This window comes from Luteimicrobium album, from assembly GCF_030161555.1.
Classification (GTDB): domain Bacteria; phylum Actinomycetota; class Actinomycetes; order Actinomycetales; family Cellulomonadaceae; genus Luteimicrobium; species Luteimicrobium album.
Window position 1 is genome coordinate 2,953,811 of the sequence record NZ_BSUK01000001.1, and the last position, 24,063, is coordinate 2,977,873.

At 74.4% G+C, this 24,063-nt stretch carries 18 protein-coding genes and 7 pseudogenes; 16 read left to right on the top strand and 9 right to left on the bottom strand.

What is annotated here, in order from left to right:
* The first annotated feature begins 30 nt into the window (after positions 1 to 30).
* On the top strand, positions 31 to 792 hold the full coding sequence (locus QQK45_RS15050; RefSeq protein ID WP_284293990.1) for a lysophospholipid acyltransferase family protein: 762 nt from the start codon (positions 31 to 33) through the stop codon (positions 790 to 792).
* On the top strand, positions 789 to 1,844 hold the full coding sequence (locus QQK45_RS15055; RefSeq protein WP_284293991.1) for an NAD(P)H-dependent glycerol-3-phosphate dehydrogenase: 1,056 nt from the start codon (positions 789 to 791) through the stop codon (positions 1,842 to 1,844). Before QQK45_RS15050 ends, QQK45_RS15055 begins: the two co-directional genes overlap by 4 nt.
* Before the next feature lie 17 nt (positions 1,845 to 1,861).
* Here the strand turns inward: QQK45_RS15055 and QQK45_RS15060 are convergent.
* A pseudogene (locus tag QQK45_RS15060) lies at positions 1,862 to 3,020 on the bottom strand (trans-sulfuration enzyme family protein).
* Between the two features lie 74 nt (positions 3,021 to 3,094).
* Between QQK45_RS15060 and QQK45_RS15065 the strand changes: the two are divergent.
* Positions 3,095 to 4,236 (top strand): annotated as a pseudogene (locus QQK45_RS15065) (D-alanine--D-alanine ligase family protein).
* Positions 4,237 to 4,242: 6 nt separating this feature from the next.
* Here the strand turns inward: QQK45_RS15065 and QQK45_RS15070 are convergent.
* Positions 4,243 to 4,599: a DUF3515 family protein gene (locus QQK45_RS15070; protein ID WP_284293992.1), complete on the bottom strand. Its 357-nt coding sequence runs from the start codon at positions 4,597 to 4,599 to the stop codon at positions 4,243 to 4,245.
* Between the two features lie 201 nt (positions 4,600 to 4,800).
* Between QQK45_RS15070 and QQK45_RS15075 the strand changes: the two are divergent.
* Positions 4,801 to 5,837 (top strand): annotated as a pseudogene (locus QQK45_RS15075) (thiamine-phosphate kinase).
* Positions 5,838 to 5,878: 41 nt separating this feature from the next.
* On the opposite strand, the gene QQK45_RS15080 reads toward QQK45_RS15075, so the two are convergent.
* On the bottom strand, positions 5,879 to 6,403 hold the full coding sequence (locus tag QQK45_RS15080) for a GNAT family N-acetyltransferase (RefSeq protein ID WP_284293993.1): 525 nt from the start codon (positions 6,401 to 6,403) through the stop codon (positions 5,879 to 5,881).
* Positions 6,404 to 6,568: 165 nt separating this feature from the next.
* Positions 6,569 to 6,759: pseudogene (rpmB, locus tag QQK45_RS15085) on the bottom strand (50S ribosomal protein L28).
* Between the two features lie 231 nt (positions 6,760 to 6,990).
* Here rpmB and QQK45_RS15090 point away from each other — a divergent pair.
* From QQK45_RS15090 to rsmD, 3 genes are read left to right on the top strand one after another with little or no spacing between them, the layout of a single operon-like run.
* Positions 6,991 to 8,652: a DAK2 domain-containing protein gene (locus QQK45_RS15090; protein ID WP_284293994.1), complete on the top strand. Its 1,662-nt coding sequence runs from the start codon at positions 6,991 to 6,993 to the stop codon at positions 8,650 to 8,652.
* Positions 8,649 to 10,937, top strand: coding sequence for an ATP-dependent DNA helicase RecG (locus QQK45_RS15095; protein ID WP_284293995.1), 2,289 nt, complete (start codon positions 8,649 to 8,651; stop codon positions 10,935 to 10,937). The genes QQK45_RS15090 and QQK45_RS15095 overlap by 4 nt, the downstream gene beginning before the upstream one ends.
* A gap of 28 nt (positions 10,938 to 10,965) precedes the next feature.
* Positions 10,966 to 11,577 (top strand): 16S rRNA (guanine(966)-N(2))-methyltransferase RsmD, encoded by a 612-nt coding sequence (gene rsmD, locus QQK45_RS15100; protein WP_284293996.1) that lies wholly within the window; start codon positions 10,966 to 10,968, stop codon positions 11,575 to 11,577.
* Here the strand turns inward: rsmD and QQK45_RS15105 are convergent.
* Positions 11,502 to 12,257 (bottom strand): GNAT family N-acetyltransferase, encoded by a 756-nt coding sequence (locus tag QQK45_RS15105; RefSeq protein WP_284293997.1) that lies wholly within the window; start codon positions 12,255 to 12,257, stop codon positions 11,502 to 11,504. The genes rsmD and QQK45_RS15105 overlap by 76 nt on opposite strands.
* Positions 12,258 to 12,334: 77 nt before the next feature.
* Here QQK45_RS15105 and coaD point away from each other — a divergent pair, with 77 nt between their 5' ends.
* From coaD to mutM, 6 genes and pseudogenes are all read left to right on the top strand, one after another.
* Positions 12,335 to 12,823 carry a pantetheine-phosphate adenylyltransferase gene (gene coaD, locus QQK45_RS15110; RefSeq protein WP_284293998.1) on the top strand — a complete coding sequence of 163 codons (489 nt, stop codon included), beginning with the start codon at positions 12,335 to 12,337 and terminating at the stop codon, positions 12,821 to 12,823.
* A 192-nt stretch (positions 12,824 to 13,015) separates the two neighbouring features.
* Positions 13,016 to 13,429, top strand: a complete 414-nt coding sequence (locus QQK45_RS15115) for an ATP synthase subunit B family protein (protein WP_284293999.1) — start codon at positions 13,016 to 13,018, stop codon at positions 13,427 to 13,429.
* A gap of 222 nt (positions 13,430 to 13,651) precedes the next feature.
* Positions 13,652 to 14,238: pseudogene (locus QQK45_RS15120) on the top strand (YceD family protein).
* Between the two features lie 2 nt (positions 14,239 to 14,240).
* A complete protein-coding gene (gene rpmF, locus QQK45_RS15125; RefSeq protein ID WP_284294000.1) occupies positions 14,241 to 14,432 on the top strand; it encodes a 50S ribosomal protein L32 in 192 nt (63 codons plus the stop codon).
* A 7-nt stretch (positions 14,433 to 14,439) separates the two neighbouring features.
* Complete coding sequence (rnc, locus tag QQK45_RS15130) at positions 14,440 to 15,216, top strand: ribonuclease III (RefSeq protein WP_284294001.1); 777 nt, start codon at positions 14,440 to 14,442, stop codon at positions 15,214 to 15,216.
* A gap of 3 nt (positions 15,217 to 15,219) precedes the next feature.
* Positions 15,220 to 16,158: a bifunctional DNA-formamidopyrimidine glycosylase/DNA-(apurinic or apyrimidinic site) lyase gene (mutM, locus tag QQK45_RS15135; RefSeq protein ID WP_284294002.1), complete on the top strand. Its 939-nt coding sequence runs from the start codon at positions 15,220 to 15,222 to the stop codon at positions 16,156 to 16,158.
* A 3-nt stretch (positions 16,159 to 16,161) separates the two neighbouring features.
* Here mutM and QQK45_RS15140 read toward each other — a convergent pair whose 3' ends face one another.
* A complete protein-coding gene (locus QQK45_RS15140) occupies positions 16,162 to 17,103 on the bottom strand; it encodes an NAD(P)-dependent oxidoreductase (protein ID WP_284294003.1) in 942 nt (313 codons plus the stop codon).
* Between the two features lie 237 nt (positions 17,104 to 17,340).
* Here QQK45_RS15140 and gadC point away from each other — a divergent pair.
* The 3 genes and pseudogenes from gadC to QQK45_RS15155 all read left to right on the top strand — a co-directional run.
* Positions 17,341 to 18,624 (top strand): annotated as a pseudogene (gene gadC / locus QQK45_RS15145) (glutamate/gamma-aminobutyrate antiporter GadC); the annotation flags it as partial.
* 97 nt (positions 18,625 to 18,721) lie between these two features.
* Positions 18,722 to 19,210 carry a hypothetical protein gene (locus QQK45_RS15150; protein WP_284294004.1) on the top strand — a complete coding sequence of 163 codons (489 nt, stop codon included), beginning with the start codon at positions 18,722 to 18,724 and terminating at the stop codon, positions 19,208 to 19,210.
* A 6-nt stretch (positions 19,211 to 19,216) separates the two neighbouring features.
* Positions 19,217 to 20,605: a dipeptidase gene (locus QQK45_RS15155; protein WP_284294005.1), complete on the top strand. Its 1,389-nt coding sequence runs from the start codon at positions 19,217 to 19,219 to the stop codon at positions 20,603 to 20,605.
* An 85-nt stretch (positions 20,606 to 20,690) separates the two neighbouring features.
* On the opposite strand, the pseudogene QQK45_RS15160 reads toward QQK45_RS15155, so the two are convergent.
* From QQK45_RS15160 to QQK45_RS15170, 3 genes and pseudogenes are all read right to left on the bottom strand, one after another.
* Positions 20,691 to 22,168, bottom strand: a pseudogene (locus QQK45_RS15160) (mannitol dehydrogenase family protein).
* A gap of 4 nt (positions 22,169 to 22,172) precedes the next feature.
* Positions 22,173 to 22,694 carry a carbohydrate ABC transporter permease gene (locus tag QQK45_RS15165; RefSeq protein ID WP_284294006.1) on the bottom strand — a complete coding sequence of 174 codons (522 nt, stop codon included), beginning with the start codon at positions 22,692 to 22,694 and terminating at the stop codon, positions 22,173 to 22,175.
* Positions 22,695 to 23,078: 384 nt separating this feature from the next.
* Positions 23,079 to 24,020, bottom strand: coding sequence for a carbohydrate ABC transporter permease (locus QQK45_RS15170; RefSeq protein ID WP_284294008.1), 942 nt, complete (start codon positions 24,018 to 24,020; stop codon positions 23,079 to 23,081).
* Positions 24,021 to 24,063: the final 43 nt, after the last annotated feature.

Genomic DNA, 24,063 nt, shown 5'->3' on the forward strand with positions numbered 1-24,063 from the left:
CCGACCCCGGGCCCGGTAGGCTGGTGCACCGTGCCTGTCGCTCGCCCTGACTCCTTCGCGTTCCGTGCCGTCGCACGCCTCGTCCGGAGCTTCATGTTCGCCATCACCCGCCGCGACTGGCAGGGGATGGAGCACTTCCCGACGGACAGCGGGTTCATCGCCGCGGCCAACCACGCGACCGACCTGGACGCGCTGACGTTCGCGCACTACCTGTTCGACGCCGGCTACGAACCGCGGATCCTCGCGAAGGCGTCGCTCTGGAAGGTGCCCGTCGTCGGGTGGGCCCTGCGGTCCACGCGGATGATCCCGGTGGCACGCGGCTCGGTGGATGCCGGGGCGTCGCTGCGGGTCGCGACCGAGCGGCTGCAGGCGGGCGACTGCGTGGCGATCTTCCCCGAGGGGACGCTCACGCGTGACCCGGACCTGTGGCCCATGGCGGGCAAGACCGGGATGGCGCGGCTCGCGCTCGCGAGCCGCGTGCCGGTGGTCCCGATCGCCCAGTGGGGCGCCCAGGAGATCCTCCCGCGCTACTCCAAGCGCTTCCGCCCCTTCCCGCGCAAGCTTGTCCACCTGCACGCCGGCCCGCCCGTCGACCTGTCGGACCTGTACGACCGGTCCGTCGACACCGTCGTCCTGCGGGAGGCGACGGACCGCGTGCTCGACGCCGTCACGCGTCTCCTCGAGGAGATCCGGGGAGAGCAGGCGCCGGCGGTGCGGTTCGACCTGCGGCGGCACCCCGAGTACGACACGAAGCAGACGACCTACCCGCCCCTCCCGGAGGACGCACGATGACGGAACCCGCCCCCACGACGAGCCCGGCCACCGACAGGCCGGAGGAGCGCGTCCGGGTGGCAGTGCTCGGCAGCGGCGCGTGGGGCACCACGTTCGCCGCCGTCATGGCGGACGCGGGCTGCGACGTGACCCTGTGGGCGCGGCGTGAGGACGTGGCCTCCGACGTGCGGGAGAACCACCGCAACGAGGCCTACCTGGCGGGCGTCGAGCTGCCGGCCGGCGTGACCGCGACGACCGACGCCGCGGAGGCGGTGCGGGGCGCGCGCATCGTCGCCGTCGCCGTCCCGTCGCAGCACGCACGCACGGGTCTCGCGCCGTTCGCGGCGCTGCTCGAGCCGGACGCCGTCGTCGTCTCGCTCATGAAGGGCGTCGAGCTCGGCACCGACCGGCGCATGAGCGAGGTCCTGTCGGAGGTGCTCGACGTCCCGGCGGAGCGCGTCGCCGTGGTCTCGGGCCCCAACCTCGCGAAGGAGATCGCCGCCCAGCAGCCCACGGGGACCGTCGTGTCGTGCCCCGACGAGGCCAACGCGCGGCTCGTCGCGGCTGCCTGCACGACTCCCTACTTCCGCCCCTACACCAACACCGACGTCGTCGGCGTCGAGCTGTGCGGGGCCGCGAAGAACGTCATCGCGCTGGTCGTCGGCATCGCGCAGGGGCGCGGCTACGGCTACAACACCATGGCGACCGTCATCACCCGCGGCCTCGTCGAGATCACGCGCCTCGGGCTCGCGCTCGGCGCCCAGGTCGAGACGTTCGCGGGGCTCGCGGGCATGGGCGACCTCGTCGCGACGTGCGCCTCGCCGCTGTCCCGCAACCACACGCTCGGCAAGTACGTGGGCGGCGGGATGTCGCTCGACGAGGCCGTCCGGGCGACCGGCGGGACCGCCGAGGGCGTGAAGTCGTGCGTGTCGATCCTCGAGCTGGCAGGGCGCCACGACGTCGAGATGCCGATCACCGGGGCTGCGGTCGCCATGATCCACGACGGCAGGTCCGTCGACGACGTGACGAGGGCGCTGCTCGGACGGCCGCAGAAGGCCGAGTCGCTGAGCTGACGGCCCGCACGGCGGGCTCAGAGCAGGGTGCGCAGCGCTTGGTCGAGGTCGGCCCATAGGTCCTCGGGGTCCTCGATCCCGACGGACAGCCGCAGCAGGTCCTCGGGCACGGTCGGAGACTCGGTCGCGAACCGGCGTCGCCGTTCGAGGCTCGACTCCACGCCGCCGAGGCTCGTGGCCGGCACCCAGAGCCGGACCGCCGCGACCAGGGCGTCCGCGCCCTCGCACCCACCGACCGGCCGCAGGCCGACGATCGAGCCGTAGCCGCGCATGAGGCGGCTCGCGCGCTCGTGACCCGGGTCGCCCGGCAGGGACGGGTGCCGCACCTGCGCGACCGCGGGGTGCTCGGCCAGACGTCCTGCGAGCAGGGCGGCGGTCGCCTGCGACCGCTCGACGCGCAGCGCGAGCGTGCGCAGCCCGCGCAGCGCGAGCCAGACCTCGCTCGGGCCCGCGATCGCGCCGTGCTGCGCGCGGTAGCCGTGCAGCGCCGCCCGGAGGTCGGGGTCGTCGGTCACGGCCGCGCCGAGCACGACGTCCGAGTGTCCGGCCAGGTACTTCGTCACCGAGTGCACGACGACGTCCGCCCCCACGCCAGCGGGTTCTGCCCGAGCGGGGTCGCGAAGGTGTTGTCGACGGCGGTGAGCCAGCCGCGGTCGCGCGCCGCCGCGATCAGCGCGGGGACGTCCGCGACCTCGAGCATCGGGTTGGTCGGGGACTCGAGCCACAGCAGCCCCCGCCCGTCGCCTGTGGCGTCGTCGAGCGCGGCGACGACCGCGTCCGTGTCCTCGACGTCGACCCGCACGATCCGGACCCCGTGCCGGCGCTCCAGCTCGTCCGCGAGGCCCAGGGCGGCCTGGTACGCGTGCTGCGGGACGACGATCGCGCCGTCGTCGGGCACCTGGGCGAACACGGCCGCGATCGCGGCGAGGCCCGACCCGAAGACGAGCGCCGGGAGGGTGGCGCCCTCGAGCGCGGCGAGCGCCTCCTCGAAGGGTGACCACGTCTCGGTGCCCATGCGGGCGTAGAGCAGGTCGCCGGCCGGCGGCTCGCCCTGCGAGACGTAGGTCGAGCTCAGCACCACCGGGGGTTGAGCGGGGCACCGGGGGTCCGCGGTGGCCGGCCGGCGGTGACGGCGACGGTGGACGGGTCGAGCGGGCGCGAGCCGTGGACGGGCAGGTCGGGGAGGTCACCCGACAAGCCTAGGGTGCCGTCGCGCTCGGGTAGTCTCGACCGCGATGTCTACAGCGCCTATGGCCTCCACGCAGCCCGCTACTCCCGCCTCCTCGCGCAAGCCCCGGGTCATGGTCCTCTTCGGAGGGCGCTCCGGCGAGCACGCCATCTCCTGCGCGACCGCGGCCGGTGTGCTGCGCGCGATCGACCGCGACCGGTACGACGTCGTCCCCGTCGGGATCACGCGCGACGGCCGCTGGGTCGTCGCGGCCGACGAGCCGGAACGCTGGGAGATCACGGCCGGGCAGCTTCCCGAGGTGGTCGCGAGCGACGGCGAGGTCGTCGTGCCGCTGTCCGTGGGCGACCGCCGGCTGCGGGTCCTCGACGCGCTCGAGCCGCCCCGCGAGCTCGGCGAGGTCGACGTCGTGTTCCCGCTGCTGCACGGGCCGTTCGGCGAGGACGGCACCCTGCAGGGCCTGTTCGAGCTCGCGGACCTGCACTACGTGGGGGCCGGCGTGCTCGCGTCCGCGGTCGGCATGGACAAGCACTACATGAAGCTCGTGCTCGCGGGCCAGGGCATCCCCGTCGCCCCGTACACGGTCGTGCAGCCGGGGGAGTGGGAGCGCGACCCGGAAGGGGTGCGTGCGCGCGTCGAGCCGCTCGGCCTGCCGCTGTTCGTCAAGCCCGCGCGGGCCGGGTCGAGCCTCGGCATCTCGCGCGTCGACGACCTCGACGACCTGGCCGCGGCGCTCACGGAGGCGCAGCGGCACGACCCGAAGGTGCTCGTCGAGTCCGGCGTCGACGGGCGGGAGATCGAGTGCGCGGTGCTGGGCAGCCGCGACGGGGAGCGCCCCGCGCGTCGCTCCCGGGCGAGATCGCGGTGACCGGCGACGCCCACGCGTTCTACGACTTCGAGGCCAAGTACCTCGACGAGTCGAGCGTCGAGCTGAGCTGCCCCGCCGACCTGCCCGACGACGTCACGCAGCGCGTGCGCGACCTCGCCGTACGCACCTTCGAGGCCATCGGCGCCGAGGGCCTGTCGCGTGTCGACGTGTTCGTCACCACGGGTGGCGACGTCGTGGTGAACGAGATCAACACCATGCCGGGCTTTACACCGCTGTCGATGTACCCGCGCATGTGGGCGGCGTCCGGGCTCGACTACCCCGCGCTCGTCGACGAACTCGTGCAGCTCGCCCTCGAGCGACCGACAGGGCTGCGCTGAACTGACTCAGCCGGTGCAGGTCGTGGTGGCCCTGACGTCGAGCACGGCGGGCGCGACGTCGACCAGCGCGACGGTGGGCTGGCCCTCGCCGAGCGCCCGGGGCACCCGGACCTCGATCGCGGGGTCGCGCCCGTAGGTCACGAACGTCCAGCCCGTCGAGGTCTCGGCCGTGATCCAGTCGACGCTCGTGCCGTCCGGGTTCGCGATGGACTGGCACTGGTCGGACGGACCGGGCTGCGCGACGCCGCAGCGCAGCGTGATCGCGCCCCCGCGCTGCCCCAGGCCGACGTCGCCTGGCTCGAGGTGGTTCGCTGGTCCTGTCCCGCGACCTGGTCGGGCAGGTCGAGGATCACGTCCGCGCACGCGGGGTCGGTGGCGTGCGTCGCGACGGGCACGGTGATGACGGGCGAGCAGGCCGAGACGCCGGCACCCACGACGGCGGCGCCGAGGAGCAGGCCGGCGGTGCGGCGTCGGCGGGGCGCGCGGAGCGAGGGCGGCGACGAGCGGGGCACGGCGACACCGTAGCGAGCGGACCTGGGAGCGGGCGCCGTTAGGGTTGCTCCCGTGCCTGCGTCCCCTGCGCCCGGTCTCGGCGGCCCCCTCGTCCGGGACGTGTCCGAGGAGCAGCTCCTCGCCGCGATCTTCCCTCTCCTGCCCGCGGGCGCCGCGACCCTGGTCGGCCCGGGCGACGACGCGGCGGTCGTCGCGGCGCCGGACGGCCGCTTCGTCGTCTCCACGGACGTCCTCGTGGAGGACCGGCACTTCCGGCGGGCCCGGTCCACCGGGTACGACGTCGGCCGCCGGGCCGCGGCACAGAACCTGGCCGACGTGGCCGCGATGGGTGCGCGGCCCACGGCCCTCGTCGTGTCGCTCGTCGTGCCGGGGGACGTCCCGGTCGCCTGGGTGACCGGCCTCGCGCGCGGGCTCGCGGAGGCGTGCTCGCCCGTCGGGGCGGCGGTCGTCGGGGGCGACCTGTCCGGGGGTGACGCGATCGTGGTCGCGGTGACCGTGCACGGCGACCTCGAGGGACGCGAGGCCGTCCTCCGGTCGGGCGCGCGTCCCGGGGACGTCGTCGCGCACACGGGGGTCCTCGGCTGGGGTGCCGCCGGGTTCGCGCTCCTGGAGGCGGGGGCGGTGCCCGACGCGGCCGCGGGCGATCCGGGGCCCGCGCTGCTCGCAGCCCGGCACCTCGTCCCGGAGCCCCCGCTCGACGCCGGACCCGCCGCGGCCCGCGCCGGTGCGACGGCCATGCTCGACGTCTCCGACGGGCTGCTCCGCGACGCCGGCCGCCTCGCCCGTGCGAGCGGCGTCGTCGTCGACCTGGACCCCGAGCTGCTCGACGCGGACGCGTCGCTGACGACCGCGGCCCGTGCCGTGGCGCCGGACGGTGACCCGGACGCCGTCGTGCGCGCCTGGGTGCTGGGCGGGGAGAGGACCACGGGCTCCTGGCGACGTTCCCCGCCGGGGCGGTGCTCCCGCCCGGCTACCGCACCGTCGGGGCGGTCCGCGCCGCGCGCACGGGCGAGGCGCCGGGCGTGCTCGTGGCGGGCGCGGAGCCCGACGTCCCGACCGGCTGGGACCACTTCGCCGCAGGCTCCTGACGCGCCGTCGTCGGGCCGCCGGGTCGCCGGCTCGGGATGGGTCAGCCCCGGCGGAAGCGCACCTCGGTGATGTCGGCGCCGCCGATGTCCTCGCGGCGCTCGACGCCGTCCGTCTGGAAGCCGTGGCGCCGGTAGAAGTGGCGGGCGCGGTCGTTGTCGGCGATCACCCACAGCGAGACCGGGGTGCCGGGCCTCACCTCGCCGAGGACCGTGCGCATGAGGTCGCGCGCGACGCCGCGGCCCCACGCCTCGGGGTCGAGGTAGATCGCGTAGAGCTCGAGGTCGCCCGGCTCGGCGTCCTCGTCGCGGGCAGGGCCGAGCGTCGCGAAGCCGAGCGTGCGGCCCTGGGACGACGCGATCCAGGTGTGGGCCACGGACTCGCTCAGGGACTTGCGCCAGAGCTCGGCCCGTCGCTCGACGTCGAGCGAGGCGAGATAGGCGTCGGGCACGATGCCCGCGTAGGCGCCGCGCCAGGAGGCGATGTGGACGGTCGCGATCGCGTCGGCGTCGTCCACCGTCGCGCGTCGGATGGTGACGGTGTCAGGCTCGATGGCACCCAGGTCCACGAAGGCCCCCTCGTTTGTCGGCGTGAGCGGTGACTCCCTCCAGGGTGCCATCCGGGCCGGTGCGGGTCGACCCCGGATCCACCCGGAGACGACCCCGAGAAAACGACCGACGCCCGCCGGTCCAGGAGGACCGACGGGCGTCGTGAGGTCGAGCGGTGCGCCGGCTCAGGCCGGGCGGGTCACCTTGCCGGCCTTGAGGCACGAGGTGCACACGTTCACGCGCTTGGGGGTGCCCCCACGATGGCGCGGACGCGCTGGATGTTCGGGTTCCAGCGGCGCTTGGTACGCACGTGCGAGTGCGAGATGCTGTGCCCGAAGCCCGGGCCCTTGCCGCAGACGTCGCAGTTGGCAGCCACGGTTTGCTCCTGATCGTCGTGCACGCCCGAGCCACGGCCAGGCGATGAGTGGTCGAATGTCCGCACCCTGGGTGTACCGGACCCGGAGGGGTCGTCCACACGTGCGGCCGTTGCCCGACGTCGCCAGGCAACCTCGATATGGTAGCCGACGATCGGCGTGCGCCCCAAACCCTGCCGGGTCGTCCCTGCCGGGACGCGCACGAGAACAGCGTACCGAGGAGGCCTCGTCCCGTGACCGACGGCATCGCCGCGCCCACCGTCCGTGCGTGGGCTCGCCTGGCCGTGCGCGCGCTCGAGGACGCGGCCGGACCGCTCGACCGGGCGAACGTGTTCCCCGTGCCCGACGCCGACACCGGGACCAACCTCGTGCTGACCGTCCGCGAGGGAGCGGCGGCGGTCGGCGCGACCGCGCCCGGCACGGACGGGGCCGCGACGGCCGCCGCGTTCGCGCGCGGGTGCCTGTTCGGCGCCCGCGGCAACTCGGGCGTCATCGTCGCGGCGTGGGTCGGGGCGCTCGTGGCCGCGTGGGGCTCGGGGCCGGTCACGGCCCTCGCCGAGGCGGCCCGCGCCGCCCGCACGGCCGTCGCCGACCCGGCGGACGGCACCGCGCTCACCGCAGCGGACGAGGCCGCGCTCGCGGCACGACGGGCCGCGGACGGAGCGCTGCTCGCCGTCCTCGTCGCGGCCTGCGACGGCGCCACGGAGGCCGTCCTGCGCAGCCCCGGCGACCTCGGCCCTCGCGGGCAGGGGCGGCTCGACGCCGGCGCGCAGGGGCTGCGCCTCGTCCTGGGCGCGCTGGCCGCCGCGTGCGGTGGGACGGACCCCGCGCTCGTGCGCGTCGTGGCGGAGGTCGCGCCGGGTGTGTCGGTGGCGGACGGCAGGCTGGACGCCGTGACCGTGCCCCCATCCCCGCCGCCGTCGGACGAGCTCGAGGTGATGTTCACGCTCGACGTGCCGACCCCGGACGAGCCCGCGGCCGGTGACCCGGCGTCCGCGGCACCCGACGTCGCGGACGCGATGCGGGCGGTGCTGTCCGGCACGGGGACGTCGGTCGCCGTGGTCGGCGGGGACGGGACCTGGCGGGGCCACGTCCACACCGCCGACCCGGGCCGTGCGCTCGATGCCGCGGCGCAGGTCGCGAGCGACGCGGGAGGGCGGCTGCGCGACGTCCAGGTCCAGGACCTCACCCAGGTCCGCGAGGGCGGGCTCGGCGTCGTCGCGGTGACGTCCGCGCCCGGCCTGGTCACCGAGCTCGCCCGTGCCGGCGCCGTCGTGCTCGCGCACGGCCGGCGCCGGACGCCGCCCGGCCCGTCGGCCCTCCGTCGCGCGTTCGAGGAGACGCGCGCCCACGTCGTCCTGCTCGTCGCGCCGCCCGGGACCCCCGTGCCCGACGACGAGGAGCCCGTCTCGGGTGAGCACGCGCCGGTCGTCGTCCACGTGTGGACGCCGACCGACGCCCACACGGTGTCGGCGCTCGCCGCGCTGGCCACCGTCCCGCCGCCCGCGGCCGACGCCGACGGCGCGGGGGCCGTCGTGGACGTCGACGCGCTCGTCGCGGCCGCCGTCCGGACGCGCGACGTCGTGGACCGCGTCCGGGGCGCCGTCCTGCCCACCGCGTGGGGCAGCGCGGTGGGTGTCGTCGAGGCGCTGCTGGCGACGGCCGGTGCCGGTGCGCCGGGGCCCTCGGGGGCGGTCGTGCTCGTCGCCGGGGAGAACGCCGACCAGGACCTGATCGCCCGCGTGGTCGAGCACGTCGAGGCACGGGACCCCGGTGCCGAGGTCCTCGTCCTGGCGTCGGGGCGCGACGACGCCGTGGTGCACGTCGGGGTCGAGCCGCCTCCGAGCGAGGCCCCGGCTCCCTCGGACGCGGGCGGCGCGGCGGGCGCGGCATGACGGTCGACGACGGGCAGCCCTGGGCGGAGGGGCCGCTCGGGCAGCCGCTCCGCAAGGCGCTCGGCACCCGGACCGCGAACGCGCTCGCCAAGCTCGGGCTCGAGACGGTCGGCGACCTCGTCGACCACGTGCCGCGCCGCTACGACGAGCCCGGGCGGCTCACCGACCTGCGCTCGTTGCAGATCGGCGAGCACGTCACGGTGCTCGCGCGGGTCCGCTCGGCGACCGTGACACGCATGCGCTCGCGTGCGGGCGCGATGCTCCACGCCGTCGTGACCGACGGCGCCGGCGAGCTCGACCTGACCTTCTTCGCGAAGGGGCAGGGCGGGCTGCGGCACCACGAGCACCAGCTCGCCGCCGGCCGCACGGGGCTGTTCACCGGCACCGTCAGCGTCTACCGAGGGCGCCGGCAGCTCACGCACCCCCAGTACCAGGTCTTCGGCGCGGACACCGGGGTCGACGAGGCGGAGGCCGCGCTCGAGGACGCGAGCCGCCCCATCCCGATCTACCCGGCCGGCGCCTCGGTGCCCTCGTGGCAGATCCACAAGGCCGTCCAGACGGTCCTGGGCCCGCTGCGCGAGGACGACGTGCCCGACCCGCTGCCGCTCACGCTGCGCGAGCGTCGGCACCTGTCCACGCGGCTCGAGGCGCTGCGGGACGTCCACCTGCCCGCCGCGGACGAGGACTGGCGGCGGGGGCGGCGCCGGCTGCGGTTCGAGGAGGCCTTCGTCCTGCAGACGGCGCTCGCGCAGCGGCGGGCGGCGGTGGCCCGGGAGCCCGCGACGGCCCGCCCGCTCCGGGCTCCCGGCACGCCCAGCCTGCTCGCCGACTTCGACGCGGCGCTCCCGTTCGACCTCACCGCAGGTCAGCGTGCGGTGGGCGAGCAGCTCGCCCACGACCTCGCCGCCGACCGGCCGATGCAGCGCCTGCTCCAGGGCGAGGTCGGCTCGGGCAAGACCGTCGTCGCGCTGCGCGCCATGCTCCAGGTCGTCGACGCGGGCGGCCAGGCCGCGCTCCTGGCGCCCACGGAGGTCCTGGCGGCCCAGCACGCCCGGTCGCTCCGGTCGCTCCTCGGACCGCTCGCCGAGGGCGGCCTGCTGGGCGGTGCCGAGCACGGGACCCGGGTCGCCCTGCTCACGGGATCGCTCGGCGCGGCAGCCCGCAAGCAGGCGCTGCTCGACGCGGCGAGCGGGTCCGCCGGGATCGTCGTCGGGACGCACGCGCTCCTCGGCGAGCACGTCCAGTTCGCCGACCTCGGGCTCGTCGTCGTCGACGAGCAGCACCGGTTCGGCGTCGAGCAGCGCGACGCCCTGCGCGCCAAGGGCGACCGGCAGGCGCACGTCCTCGTCATGACGGCGACCCCCATCCCACGGACCGTCGCCATGACCGTGTTCGGCGACCTCGAGACGTCGACGCTCACCGAGGTGCCGGCGGGCCGCTCGGGCGTCGTGACGCACGTCGTGCCTGCCTCCAACCCGACATGGGTGGCCCGGACGTGGCAGCGCGTGCGCGAGGAGGTCGACGCGAGCCACCGGGCCTACGTCGTGGCGCCGCGGATCCATCCCGACGACGCGCCCGCGGGCGGCCGGGCGGACGCGGCCTCTGCGCTCGTCGAGACGGACGACGTGCTGGAGTTCCTCGTCGAGCCCGAGGACGGCGGCGAACGGGCACCGCTGCGCGCCGTCCTGGAGGTGGTCGAGGAGCTGAGGGGCACACCGGCGCTCGCGGGCGTCCCGGTCGGCGTGCTGCACGGCCAGCTCCCGCCGGCGGACAAGGAGCGGGCGATGGCGGACTTCGCGTCCGGCCGCACGCCCGTGCTGGTGTCCACGACGGTCGTCGAGGTGGGCGTCGACGTGGCGGAGGCGACGGTCATGGTCGTGCTCGACGCCGACCGGTTCGGGATCTCGCAGCTCCACCAGCTCCGGGGGCGGGTGGGACGCGGGAGCGCGCCCGGCCTGTGCCTGCTCGTGTCCGACGCGGAGCCCGGCACGCCGGCGCGCGAGCGGCTCGACGCCCTCGCCTCGACGTCCGACGGCTTCGAGCTCGCGCGCCGCGACCTCGAGCTGCGCCGCGAGGGCGACGTGCTCGGAGCCGCGCAGTCGGGCCGTGCGTCGTCGCTGCGGCTCCTGCGGGTGCTCACGGACGCGGAGCTCATCGCGGACGCGCGCACCGAGGCGACGGCCGTCGTCGGACAGGACCCGGACCTCCTGACGTACCCCGCGCTCGCGGCGGCGATCGCGGAACGGCTCGACCCGGAACGTGAGGAGTTCCTCGAGCGGGCGTGAGCGAGTCCGCGCTCGATAGGCTCGGGCCGTGACGAGGATCGTGGCGGGGACGGCCGGCGGACGCGTGCTCGAGGTGCCCGTGCGCGGCACGCGGCCGACGAGCGACCGAGTGCGGGAGGCCGTGTTCTCCCGGCTCGAGCACGAGGGCGCGGTCGACGGCGCGCGCGTGCTCGACCTCTACGCGGGGTCGGGGGCGCTCGCTCTCGAGGCGATGAGCCGGGGCGCGTCCGACGCGACCCTCGTGGACGCGGCGCGGGCCGCCGTCGAGGTCTGCCGACGCAACGTGCGGGCGCTCGGCCTGACGCGGGTGCGCGTCGCGCAGCAGCCCGCCGAGCGGTTCGTGCGAGAGGTCCCGAGCCGGCCGTGGGACCTGGTGTTCCTCGACCCGCCCTACGACGTCACGGCCTCCGAGCTGGTCCAGGTCCTCGCGCACCTCACCCTGCCGGGTGCGCTCGCGCCGGACGGCACGGTCGTCGTCGAGCGGCGCGCACGGGACGCGGAGCCTGCGTGGCCGGACGGCCTCGAGCTCGTCGCGCGCAAGGACTACGGCGAGACGGCGGTGTTCTACCTCGAGCCCGCGGCGCCGGGCGCCGGCGGGGCCGAGGCCTCGCCGGCGGAGAGCGTCCCCACGGGGAGCTGATCGAGCGCGTCGAGCCCGACGAGCGGCACCTCCGCCCCGGCGGCCGCGTCGAGGAGCCGCCGGGTCGCCGCGTCGTCCGCGAGCGAGCCCTCGCACGCCACCAGCCAGTTCGTGAGGAAGGCGTGCACGGGCAGGCCCGGCAGCGCGCTGCGCTCGTCGGCGCGGAGCACGACCAGCATGAGGGCGGGTACGCGCGCGGCACCGGGCCCCACGCCGGGCTGGAAGTAGGGCAGCGCGAGCGCCTTGCCGCCGTGCCGGGCGTAGAAGCGGACGCGGGCGGTCGGATCGCCATGGGCCTCGCTCGTCGCGTGGTGGTCGGGGTGCTCGACCTCGGCGACGATCGCGAGCGGGTCGTGGGCCGACGTCCACGCGTCGAGCGCGGCGGAGAGCAGGGCCCCGCCGACGCCGCCGCCCCGGTGCCCGGGCGCGATCGCGAGATAGAGCACCAGGAGGACCCGCTCGGTCGGGAACCATGCCCCGACGACGCCCGAGACCAACCGCGCCTCGCCGTCCGACTCCTCGACCGTCCCGAACGCCTCGAGCGACCCGTGCTCGACGTCGCGCCAGAGCTCCTCGGCGCCCGTGAGCTCGGCAGGCGGGAACGACGGCGAGAGCACGTCCCGGTGGAGGGCGAGGATCTCGGCCCGCGTGGTGAGCGGGCGGGGCGCGGCGGCAACCATGTTCCGACGGTACGTCGCCCGTGCCCGCCGCGGAGTGGCACCGCACCGTGACCGGTCCCGTGCACTAGCGTGACGCCGTGACCATCGCCGTCTGCCCCGGCTCGTTCGACCCGATGACGCTCGGGCACCTGGACGTCGTGCGCCGTGCGCGCTCGATGTTCGACGAAGTCGTCGTCGGGGTCGCGCGGAACGCCGGCAAGTCGGCGCTCCTGACCGTCGACGAGCGGCTCGAGCTGGCCCGCGCCGCGGTCGAGCACGCGGGGCTCGACGGCGTCCGGGTCGCCCGCGTCCCCGGGCTCCTCGTGGAGTTCTGCCGCGAGATCGGGGCGCACGCCGTGGTCAAGGGGCTGCGGGGCGGCGCGGACTTCGACGCCGAGGTGCCCATGGCCCTCATGAACCGGCACCTGGCCGCCGTCGAGACGGTCTTCGTGATCGGGGACCCCGGGCTCGCGCACGTCGCCTCGTCGCTCGTGAAGGACGTGGCACGGCACGGGGGAGACGTCGACGACCTGGTGCCGCCCGGCGTCGGTGACGTCGTGCGCGCGGCGCTCGCGCGCACGGCCTGAGGTGAGCAATGCCCAGCATGGAGGAGGAGCCGTGAGCAGCACCGGATCGAGCGGAGGACGCGGGCCAGACGGGCACGACCGGCGTGACGGGGCCGCCGTCGCCCCGCCCGCGCAGGGCGCGGACCCGGTCGCGACCCTGACGGCCATCGTCGCTGACCTCACGGAGCTCGTGGCGGGGGCCCGGACGGGCCCTTGGGCGGCGGCACCCTCAAGGTGCCGCGCGACCAGCTCGTGGCGCTCGTCGACGAACTGCGCGAGGCGGTCCCGCACCAGCTCGACGAGGCGGACCGCGTGCTCGAGGACGCCGACCGCGTGCTCGGCGAGGCCCAGGCCCAGGCCGAGGACGTCCTGTCCACGGCGCGCGCCCGGGCGATCGAGCTCGTGCAGCGCGAGCAGGTCGTCGCCCAGGCGCAGGCGCGCGCGTCGCAGATGCTGGCGTCGGCCGAGGCCGACGCGGCACGCATCCGCCAGGACGCCGACGACTACTGCGACCGCCGGCTCGCCATGCTCGAGGACGTCCTGGAGCAGGCGGGGGCGCAGGTCCGCGCGGGTCGCGAGCGGCTCGTCGAGCGTGCGCTCGAGCGGTCGGCCGAGCGCGCGGACTGAGGGCGCACGACGCGCGGGCGCGGGCGGTGGGCCGGCCGTGCCGGCTTGGGTGCGCGGGACCCGATGCCGTATAGTTGACGGTTGGTCCTGCTGGTCATGTGGTCCCCGGTCGTCGGGGGCCTCCGCGGACCGAGATCATCTTCTCGCCGTGCGCTGTCGCGCGGGCCCGTGCCCTTCGGTCCGGACTCGCGTCCATGGTTCACGTTCGAGGCCGGAGAAACCATGGAGCGTCACATCACCCTCGACCCGCGGTCGCCGTTCGTGCTCGACACCCACGAGCTCAGCCGACGCCCCGGGTCCCAGCGTGAGGTCGACCGCACCGTGGCCGCTCCGGAAGGTCTCGGCACCGTCGTGACCGGCATCCCCGCCGGCGACGACCTCGAGCTGCACGTGCGCCTCGAGGCCGTCATGGAGGGGTCCTGGTCACCGGAGAGGTCCGGGGCCGGGCGGTCGGGGAGTGCGTGCGCTGCCTGGAGGAGACGGTCGACGACGTCGACGCCACGTTCCAGGAGCTGTACGTCTACCCGGAGCGCGCCCGTGCCGCGGAGGAGTCCGGTGACGACGAGGAGGACGTGCACGAGCTCGAGGGCGACCTGATCGACATCGAGCCCGCGCTTCGGGATGCGGTGGTCACTGCACTACCATTCCAACCGTTGTGCCAGCCGGACTGCCCTGGCCTGTGCTCCGAGTGCGGAGCTCGCCTGGCGGACGATCCTGGCCACCACCATGACGTGGTCGACCCCCGGTGGTCGGCACTGAAGAGCATGCTCGGCACGGACGTCGTGCCGGACGAGACGAAAGAGAGCTAGCCGTGGCTGTTCCGAAGCGCAAGATGTCGCGCAGCAACACCCGTGCGCGCCGTTCGCAGTGGAAGACCACCGCCGCGAACCTCACGACGTGCCCGCAGTGCAAGGGCCAGAAGCTGTCGCACACCGCCTGCCCGACGTGCGGCACCTACAAGGGTCGCCAGTACGCGGCGGCGCTGCGCACCGAGCACGCCTGAGCGACCCGTGTCCGCCCAGCGCGAGCGTCCTGAGAAGGCGGCCGGCGCCGGCGGAGCCGATGAGCTCCTCGAGAAGCTCGGGGTCCGTGTGGACCCCGAGCTTCTCGTGCTCGCGCTGACGCACCGTTCGTTCGCGCACGAGGCCGGCGGCATCCCCACCAACGAGCGCCTCGAGTTCCTCGGTGACTCCGTGCTCGGCTTCGTCGTCACGGACGCCCTGTACCGCGACCACGCCGACCTCCCGGAGGGCGAGCTCGCGAAGATGCGCGCGGCGACCGTGTCGCAGCGCTCGCTCGCCGCGATCGCCCGTGAGCTCGACCTCGGTCGCTACATCCTGCTCGGCAAGGGCGAGCTGCGGACCGGTGGCTTCGACAAGGACTCGATCCTTTCCGACACGGTCGAGGCGATCATCGGTGCCGTCTACCTGAGCGGCGGGGTCGACGCGGCCCGCGCGTTCGTGCACCGTCTCGTCGACGCGACCCTCGAGGTGGCTGCCGACCTGGGTGCCGGCCTCGATTGGAAGACGTCGCTCCAGGAGCTCGCGGGCGAGCTCGGCCTGGGCGCGCCCGAGTACCGCTGGGAGGCGGAGGGCCCCGCGCACGCGCGGGTCTTCACGTCGCACGTGGCGCTCGACGGCGAGGTCCTGGGCACCGGGACCGGCACGGCCAAGAAGCATGCCGAGCAGGAGGCCGCCGAGCGCGCTTACGCCGTGCTCAAGGGCCGGGTCGACGGCGTGGCCGCGGCGACCGGCCCCTCGGACGTCGCGCCCGCCGACCAGGGCTGAGCGTTGCCCGAGCTCCCCGAGGTCGAGACCGTCCGTGACGGGCTCGCACGGCACGTCCTGGGCGCGCGGGTCGCCTCCGTCGAGGTGCTCCGCGACTACTCGGTGCGCCACCAGGACGGTGGGCCCGAGGCGTTCGTCGCGGCCCTCACGGGCGCCCGTCTGGACGCGGCCGCCCGCCGCGGCAAGTTTCTCTGGCTCGAGCTCGCGAACGTCGCCGCGGGCGAGGACAGCGCCGTCCCCGCCCGCGCGCTCGTCGCGCACCTCGGCATGAGCGGCCAGCTCCTGGTCCGGTCCGGAGACCTCTCCGACCGGCACCGCCACCTGCGCGTCCGGCTCGCGCTCGAACAGTCCGACGGCACCGAGGCCGCGCTCGACTTCGTGGACATGCGCACGTTCGGACGCCTCGTGGTGGCGCCGCTCGTGGCGACCCCCGACGGCGCGGCCGGAGGGCTCGGCACCCACCGGCCCCTCGTCCCGGAGCCGGCCGCGCATATCGCCCGCGACCTCCTCGACCCCGCGCTCGACGAGACCGCGCTCGTGGATGCGCTGCGCCGTCGTCGGACGGGGGTGAAGCGGGCGCTGCTCGACCAGACCCTCGTCTCGGGCGTTGGGAACATCTACGCGGACGAGGCGCTGTGGCGCGCGCGGCTGCACTTCGCACGCCCCACGGACACCCTGCGTCGCGCCGAGGCCACGCGGCTCCTGGAGGCCGCCGAGCAGGTCATGCGCGAGTCCCTCGCGCAGGGCGGCACGAGCTTCGACGCGCTCTACGTCAACGTCAACGGCGCGTCGGGGTACTACTCGCGCTCGCTCGCCGTGTACGGGCAGGAGGGGCGCCCGTGCCCGCGCTGCGGGACGCCCGTGCGACGCGACGCCTTCATGAACCGGTCGTCGTTCACGTGCCCTCGCTGCCAGCCGCGCCCGCGCAACGGACGCTGGTAGGGCTCAGCGCGTCACGAGGTTGCGCAGCGGCACACCGGCCCGCAGAGCCTCGAGGTTGGCCTCGATCAGCTCCTCCGCGTGCTGAGGACGCCCGCCCGCGGCGTGCGGCGTGAGGATGAGGTTCGGCACGTCCCACCAGGGTGAGTCCTCGGGCAGCGGTTCGGTGGCGAAGACGTCGAGCGCCGCGCCCGCGACGGTCCCGTCGCGCAGCGCGGCCTGGAGCGCCTCCTCGTCGACCGTCGCGCCCCGACCGACGTTGACGAACCACGCGTGCGCGGGCAGCCGCCGGAGCAGATCGGCGGTGAGCGCCCCCTGCGTCGTCGGGAGGGCCGGGAGCAAGGAGACGAGGACGTCCGCCGTCGGGAGGAGGTCGGGGAGCTCGGCGTCGGTGACCACCGGGAAGCCGGCGCGCTCGCCCGCGGAGGAGGCGACTCCCGTCACCCGGGCGCCCAGGGCCGCGAGCAGCGGCGCGAGGCGGTGCGCGATCGACCCGAAGCCCCAGACCACGACGTGCGCGCCGTCGAGCGTGCGGAAGACCGTGTCCGTCCGGTCCGACTGCACGCCGCCCAGCTCGCCCGCCCAGCGACCCGCGCGCTGGGCGTCCCGGGCCAGGTCGAGCCGGCGGGCGGCCGCGAGGACGAGCGCGAGCGTGTGCTCGGTGACCGGGCCGTCGTGCAGGCCGCGCCCCGACGCCAGCGCCACTCCGGGCGCGAACCCCGCCGCGACGAGCGTGTCCGGACCGGCCATGAGCCCCTGGACGAGACGCAGGCGGGTGAGGCGGGCCGCGGCGTCGGCGAGGTTGCGCCGGCCGTTGCCCCACGCCACGAGCACGTCCGCGTCGTCTGAGCCGTCCGGGAAGGCGGCGCGCACCGCGTACGGCACGACGACGTCGTCGGGAGCCACGCGAAGGTCGAGGGGGATGGTGTCGGGGACGAGGATCTTCACCCACCCGACCCTAACGGGGACGCCGGCTCGGCGCGCCGACCTGCGGCGACGGCGCTAGCGTCGGCCTGGGACGGGCGCGCGGCGCCGGTCCGGAACCGGGGGCTCTCGCAGGAGGTTCTGATGTCCGACGCCGTCGCCGGGGGAGCGGGGTCCGCCGCCGCTCCCGCCTCGAGAAGCCGGGCCACGGCGGTGCCGCGGTCGGCGCGCACGTACATCACGTGGGTCACGCTCGCGTTCATGATCACGTCGTCCGTCGCGAGCCTGCGGGCCGCGCCGACGATGGCCGTCTACGGGCTCGCCGCGGTGTTCCTCTACGTCGTGCCGGCGATCCTGTTCCTGCTGCCGACGTCGCTCGTCTCGGCCGAGCTCGCGTCGGGCTGGTCCGGGGGCGTGTACCGGTGGGTGGCCGACGGGTTGTCGAAGCCGCTCGGCTTCCTCGCCGTCTGGTGCCAGTTCGCGATGACGATCTTCTACTACCCGAGCCTGCTCGGGTACGTCGCGAGCACGTTCGCCTACGTGATCGACCCGTCGCTCGCGAACAACGGGCTCTACATCGCGATCGTGATCGTCGTCGTCTACTGGGCCGGTGTCTACATCTCGTCGCAGGGGACCAAGACGGTCGCCGGGCTGTCGAGCTTCGGGCTGATCATCGGGACGCTTGTCCCGGCCGCGATCCTCGTCGTCCTCGGCATCGTGTTCCTCGGCCAGGGCCACGAGTCGGCGGCGCCCATGGACTCGAGCCACCTGCTGCCTCAGTGGACCGGTATCGCGTCGCTCGTGCTCATCGTCAACAACTTCCTGTCGTACGCGGGCATGGAGATGAACGCCGTGCACGTCACGAGCCTGCGCCGGCCCGGGCGCGAGTTCCCCCGCGCGATGTTCCTCGCGATCGGCCTCGTGCTCGTGATCTTCATCCTCCCGGCGCTCGCGATCTCCTGGGTCATCCCCGCCGACCAGCTCAGCCTCACGGCGGGCGTCATGCAGGCGTTCGACGCGTTCTTCGCGAACTTCCACGTGAGCTGGCTCACGCCCGTCATCGGGCTGATGCTCATCGCGGCGTCCGTCGGCGGCATGCTCACCTGGCTCGCCGGGCCGTCCAAGGGCCTGCTCGACGTGGGGCGCGAGCAGGGGTACCTGCCGCCCTACCTGCAGCGGCTCAACAAGCACGGCGTGCAGCAGAACATCCTCGTCTCGCAGGGCGTCTTCACGACGATCATCGCGCTGCTCTACGCGTTCATCCCGGACGTCTCGAGCGCCTACTGGATCCTCTCGGTGATCACGACGCAGGTGTACCTCATCATGTACCTCCTGCTGTTCGTGGCCGCCGTTCGGCTCAGGCGCATCAAGCCCGACCATCCACGCGGGTTCCGGGCGCCGTGGCTCACGCTCCTGTGCGCCGTCGGGTTCCTCGCGTCCGTCGCGGCGCTGTTCATCGGGTTCGTGCCGCCCGCCCAGTTCTCGTCGGGGAGCGTCGGGCTGTACGTCCTGATCGTCGGCGGCGGGCTCGTGCTCGTCGGCCTGGTCGTGCCGTGGCTGTTCTACGTGCTGCGCAAGCCGACCTGGCGGCAGTCCGACGCCGTGACGCCCGACGACACCCTCGCCGACGCGGGGAGGAGTCATGAGCGCGCGCCCCGCGCCCGGACCCGCGCACGAGCCGCTCCAGGCGCACCGCGGCTGGGTCTTCTACACGACCGTCGGCCTGCTCGTGGCCGCAGTGCTGATCGTCATGCTCGTCGTCTTCGACAACCACCGCGACAACCAGGACGCCCGCAAGGCCGACCAGCTCGCCCAGACGCTGCAGACGCAGCTCAAGGACGCGGGCATGACGGTCCCCGACACGAGCAAGATCAAGCAGGTCCTCGGCTCCGACGGCGGCGCCGTCTGCGCCGACCCGGGCGGGCACCTGCAGTCGCTGCGGGACCTCAACGGGGTCAGCGGCGCCGCCGGTCCGGGCCTGCGTCCCGCGCCCGTCGTGCAGCGCCTCGTCGACGCGGAACGCCTGGTCGTGCAGGTGTACTGTCCCGACGAGCTCGGCAGCTTCGACGACTACGTCGACTCGCTCAACCTCGGCGACTCGACGACCACCACCACCGACGACCAGGAGTGATCCGCCATGCCCGCCCCCGTCCCCGCCCCCACGTTCGACGACCTCCGCGGGGCCGTCTCCGGCCTGATGCCGCGCGCGCTCGACGATCTCGCGGCGCTCGTGGCGATCCCGTCGGTGGCCGACGAGCGCGTCCAGCCGCACAGCGAGTGCGTGCGCGCCGCGCAGTGGGTCGCGGACGCGTTCCGTGCGGAGGGCGTCGCGGACGCGCGGCTCGAGCCGACGCCCGACGGGTCGGACGTCGTCGTGGGCCACGTACCCGGGCCGGACGGCGCTCCCACCGTCCTCCTCTACGCGCACTACGACGTCCAGCCGTCGCTCGACGACGACGCGTGGACGAGCCCGCCGTTCGAGCTGACCGAGCGCGGCGGCCGCCTGTACGGACGGGGCGCGGCCGACTGCAAGGGCAACATCGTGGCGCACCTCACGGCGCTGCGGGCCCTGCGTGCGCTCGGCGACGGGTCGTTCCCTGTGGGGGTGCGGATCGTGATCGAGGGCTCGGAGGAGCAGGGCACGGGCGGCCTCGACGACTGGGTCCGCGCGCACCCGGGCGAGCTCGAGTCGGACGCGATCCTCATCGGCGACACCGGGAACGCCGAGCTCGGCGTCCCGACGCTCACGGTCGCGCTCCGCGGCGCGTCGAACGTCGTCGTGACGGTCGAGTCGATGCGCAGCGAGGTCCACTCGGGCATGTTCGGCGGGGCCGCCCCCGACGCGCTCGCGGCGCTCGTCGCGATGCTCGCGACCCTGCGGGACGAGAAGGGCGACACGACGATCCGTGGCCTCGACGCCACGCAGACCTGGGACGGCGTCCAGTACGAGCCCGACGCGTTCCGGCGCGACGCGGGCGTGCTCGACGGCGTCGGGCTGCTCGGCAGCGGCAGCGTCGCCGACCAGCTCTGGGCCCGCCCGGCCGTGACGATCCTGGGGATCGACGCGCCCAAGGTCGTCGGGTCGTCGGCCGCGATCCAGCCGCGGGCCGCCGCGCGGCTCAACCTGCGCGTGCCCCCGGGCCTCGACACCGCCGACGCGGTCGCGGCCCTCGAGGACCACCTGCGTGCCGTCGCGCCGTGGGGCGTCCACGTGACCCTCGAGCACGACACGCCCGGGCAGCCGTTCCAGGCGCGCACCGAGGGGGCCGTGTTCGACACGCTGAGCCGGGCGCTCGCGGACGCCTTCGACGCCGAGGCCACCACGACCGCGGGCCAGGGCGGCTCGATCCCGCTGTGCAACGTGCTGCAGGACGCGTACCCCGCCGCGGAGATCGTCCTGCTGGGCGTCGAGGAGCCCGCCTGCCTCATCCACGCGCCCAACGAGAGCGTCGACCCGCACGAGATCGAGCGGATCGCCGTCGGGGAGGCGCTGTTCCTCGCGCGGCTCGGGGCCGCGACCGCCTGAGCCGCCCGCCCCCTGTGCGACGACGACGCACGCCCGGGCTCCCCGCGCGGGGAGCCCGGGCGTGCGTCGTCGTGCACGGTGGCGGTCAGCTCTGCGCGTCCGGCACGAGCCGCTCGAGCAGGGCGCGCGCCCCGACCGTGTGCAGGTCTCCGAGCGCCTCGAGGTAGGGCGTCGTGAACCGCGGGTCGGCGGCCAGGTCGCCGAAGAGGTCGTCGGCCCGCACGAACGCGAGCGGGTCGTCGCGCTGGGTGCGCGCGACCGCCGTCAGCCGGTCGGCGAGCCGGTCGACGACCTCGATGGGCTCGCCGTGCTCGTCGACGCCCTCCGCGTAGCGGGCCCAGGCGGCGACGACGGCCGCGGACAGGGTGACGTCGCGATTCGCCGCAAGGTTCGCCCGGATCACGGGGACGAGCCACTTGGGGATGCGGTCCGAGCTCTCGGCGCAGAGCCGGGCGATCGTGTCGCGGACCTCCGCGTTCGAGAAGCGCGCGACGAGCTCGTGCCGGTAGGCGTCGAGGTCGATCCCGGGAACCGGCTCGAGCGTCGGGGTGCCCTCCCGCTCCATGTAGGCGAGCAGGAACCGCGCGAACAGGGGTCCTGCGCGGCGTCGTGCGCCAGGCGGTACCCGGCCAGGTAGCCGAGGTAGCACAGGGCCTGGTGGCTGGCGTTGAGGAGCCGCAGCTTCATCAGCTCGTAGGGCTCGACGTCGTCGACGAGCTGGACGCCGACGTCCCCGTAGGGTGGGCGGCCGAGCGGGAAGCGGTCCTCGAGGACCCACTGCGTGAACGGCTCGCACACGACGGGCCACGCGTCCTCGACGCCGAACCGCTCCGCGATCTCCCGGCGGTCGTCGTCGGTGGTCACGGGTGTGATCCGGTCGACCATGCAGCTCGGGAACGAGACGTTCGCATCGATCCAGTCCGCGAGCCCGGGGTCGCGCAGCCGCGCGAACGCCCCGAACGTGCGGCGCGCCATCTGCCCGTTGCCCTGGATGTTGTCGCACGACATGACGGTGAAGGGCGCGACGCCGCGCGCCCGCCGTCGGGCGAGGCCCTCGACCACCAGGCCGAAGACGGTGCGCGGCGTGGCACCGGGAGCGAGGTCGGCCACGACGTCCGGGTTGGACGCGTCGAACTCGCCGGTCACCTGGTTGAAGTTGTAGCCGCCCTCGGTCACCGTCAGGGAGACGATCCGTGTCGCCGGGTCGGCGAGCTTCTCGACGACGGCCTCAGGATCGTCGGGCGCGTAGAGGTACTCGACGATCGAGCCGATCACCCGGGGCTCCCACGTGCCGTCGGGGTGCTTGAGCACGAGCGTGTAGAGCCCGTCCTGGGCGGCCATGACCCCGGCCATGCGCGCGTCCGACGGCAGGACCCCGACGCCGCAGATCCCCCAGTCGAGGGCCTTGCCCTCGCCCATGAGCCGGTCGAGGTACATCGCCTGGTGGGCGCGGTGGAACCCGCCGACGCCGAAGTGGACGATGCCGGTGCTGACGGCGGTGCGGTCGTAGGCGGGCGTGGGGACGTCGAGGCGGGTCAGCAGGTCGGGAGCGAGCGTCGTCATCACTTCACCGCCCCGAGGAGAGGCCCTGCACGAGCTTGTCCTGCGCCGCGAACCCCGCGATCAGCACGGGCAGCGAGATCGCCGTGGCCGCCGCGCTCACCTTCGCGAGGAACAGGCCCTGCGACGTGACGAAGCTCGTGAGGAACACCGGTGCCGTCTGCGCGACCGTGCTCGTCAGCGTGTTGGCGAGCAGCAGCTCGTTCCAGCTGAAGATGAAGCAGATCAGCGCGGTCGCGGCGATGCCCGGGCTCGCGATCGGGATGATCACGCTCCGCAGCGTCCGGACGATGCCGGCACCGTCGAGGGACGCGGCCTCGAAGAGCGCCGGCGGGACCTCGGCGAGGAACGAGCGCATCATCCACACCGCGATGGGCAGGTTCATCGCCGTGTACAGCACGATGAGGTACCCCATGGAGTCGAGCGCGCCGATCTGCTTGGCGATGATGTAGAGCGGCAGGAGCCCCGCGACGACCGGGAGCATCTTGGTCGACAGGAAGAAGAACATGACGTCGGTCCAGCGCCGCACCGGCTTGACTGCGAGGGCGTAGGCGGCGGGGATCGCGAGGCACAGGACCAGCAGCGTCGAGACGACCGAGGCCTCGGCCGAGTTGATCAGCGGCGGCCACGGGCTCGCGCCCGACGCCGAGCCGAAGAACGTCCGGTAGCCGTCGAGCGTGAGCGGCGCGAAGAACTTCGGGGTTGCCTGCCGCGTCCGGCTCGGAGTGCAGGCTCGTGAGCACCATCCACAGCACGGGGAAGAAGAACAGCAGCGCCACGACCCACGCGACGATCCCGGCGGCGGTGTTGCCGCGGCGGGTCGCCTTCGAGCCGGGTCTCGTGGCCGAGCGGTCGCCCGCCCCGGCGTCGCGCGCGCGGCGCGTCTCGGGTGCCGACGGCACCGTGAGCGTGGTCATCGGGATACCTCCTCGGAGAAGAGCGTCGAGACCGTGCGCAGGGCGAACGTCGCGATGACGATCGACCCGACGACGACGATCACGCCCTGCGCGGACGCGAGGCCGTAGTCGTTCGCGGAGTAGAGGGTCTCGTACACCTGGTAGGGCAGGTTCGCGGTGCCGAGCGCGCCCGCGGTGAGCGTGTAGACGCTGTCGAAGTTCTGGACGATGTAGATCGAGCCGAGCAGCGCCCCTAGCTCGAGGTACCGGCGCATGTGCGGCAGCGTGATGAACCGGAACACCTTCCACGGCGACGCGCCGTCGACCGCCGCGGCCTCGAGGACCTCGGGCGGCCGGGACTGCAGCCCCGCGAGCAGGATGAGCATCATGAACGGCGTCCACTGCCAGATGAGCTGGACGTCGACGGCGAGCCGTGGGTACTGCGTGATCCAGTCGACCTGCGGGCCGTGCACGAGCGTGAGCAGCCCGTTGAGGAGCCCGTACACGGGGTTGTAGATGCCGTGCTTCCAGAACAGTGCGGCCGCCACGGGCACGATCAGGAACGGCGCGATCATGAGCGTCCGGACGATGCCGCGGCCGAAGAACTGCCTGTTCAGCAGCAGGGCGACACCCAGGCCGAGGACGAGCGAGACGAGCACCACGACGACCGTCATCTCGATCGTGACGAACACCGCGGAGCGCAGGTCCGCGTCGGTGAACACGGTCTTGAAGTTGCTCAGCCCGGTGAACCCGATGTCGTCGGGGTAGTTCGAGTTCCAGCGCATGAGCGAGATGACCAGCGTCGCGACGAACGGGAGCTGGGTCAGGACGATGACGAACACGAGCGCGGGCAGCAGTGGGCCGCGGCGTGCCCAGCCGTCCTTCGCGAGCCACTTGTCGCGGAAGGTCAGCCGGGGCGGGGCGGGGAACACGGGTGGGTCGACGGTCGTGACGGCCATGTCACGCACTCCTTCACGAGGTTCGGGTGCACCGTGCGCGGTG

Excerpts from the sequence above, each read along its gene's own strand:
- QQK45_RS15055 (WP_284293991.1), top strand. The coding sequence starts at position 789 with ATGACGGAACCCGCCCCCACGACGAGCCCGGCCACCGACAGGCCGGAG.
- QQK45_RS15095 (WP_284293995.1), top strand. The coding sequence starts at position 8,649 with ATGACGGTCGACGACGGGCAGCCCTGGGCGGAGGGGCCGCTCGGGCAG.
- QQK45_RS15105 (WP_284293997.1), bottom strand. The coding sequence starts at position 12,257 with ATGGTTGCCGCCGCGCCCCGCCCGCTCACCACGCGGGCCGAGATCCTC.
- QQK45_RS15150 (WP_284294004.1), top strand. The coding sequence starts at position 18,722 with ATGAGCGCGCGCCCCGCGCCCGGACCCGCGCACGAGCCGCTCCAGGCG.
- QQK45_RS15155 (WP_284294005.1), top strand. The coding sequence starts at position 19,217 with ATGCCCGCCCCCGTCCCCGCCCCCACGTTCGACGACCTCCGCGGGGCC.
- QQK45_RS15170 (WP_284294008.1), bottom strand. The coding sequence starts at position 24,020 with ATGGCCGTCACGACCGTCGACCCACCCGTGTTCCCCGCCCCGCCCCGG.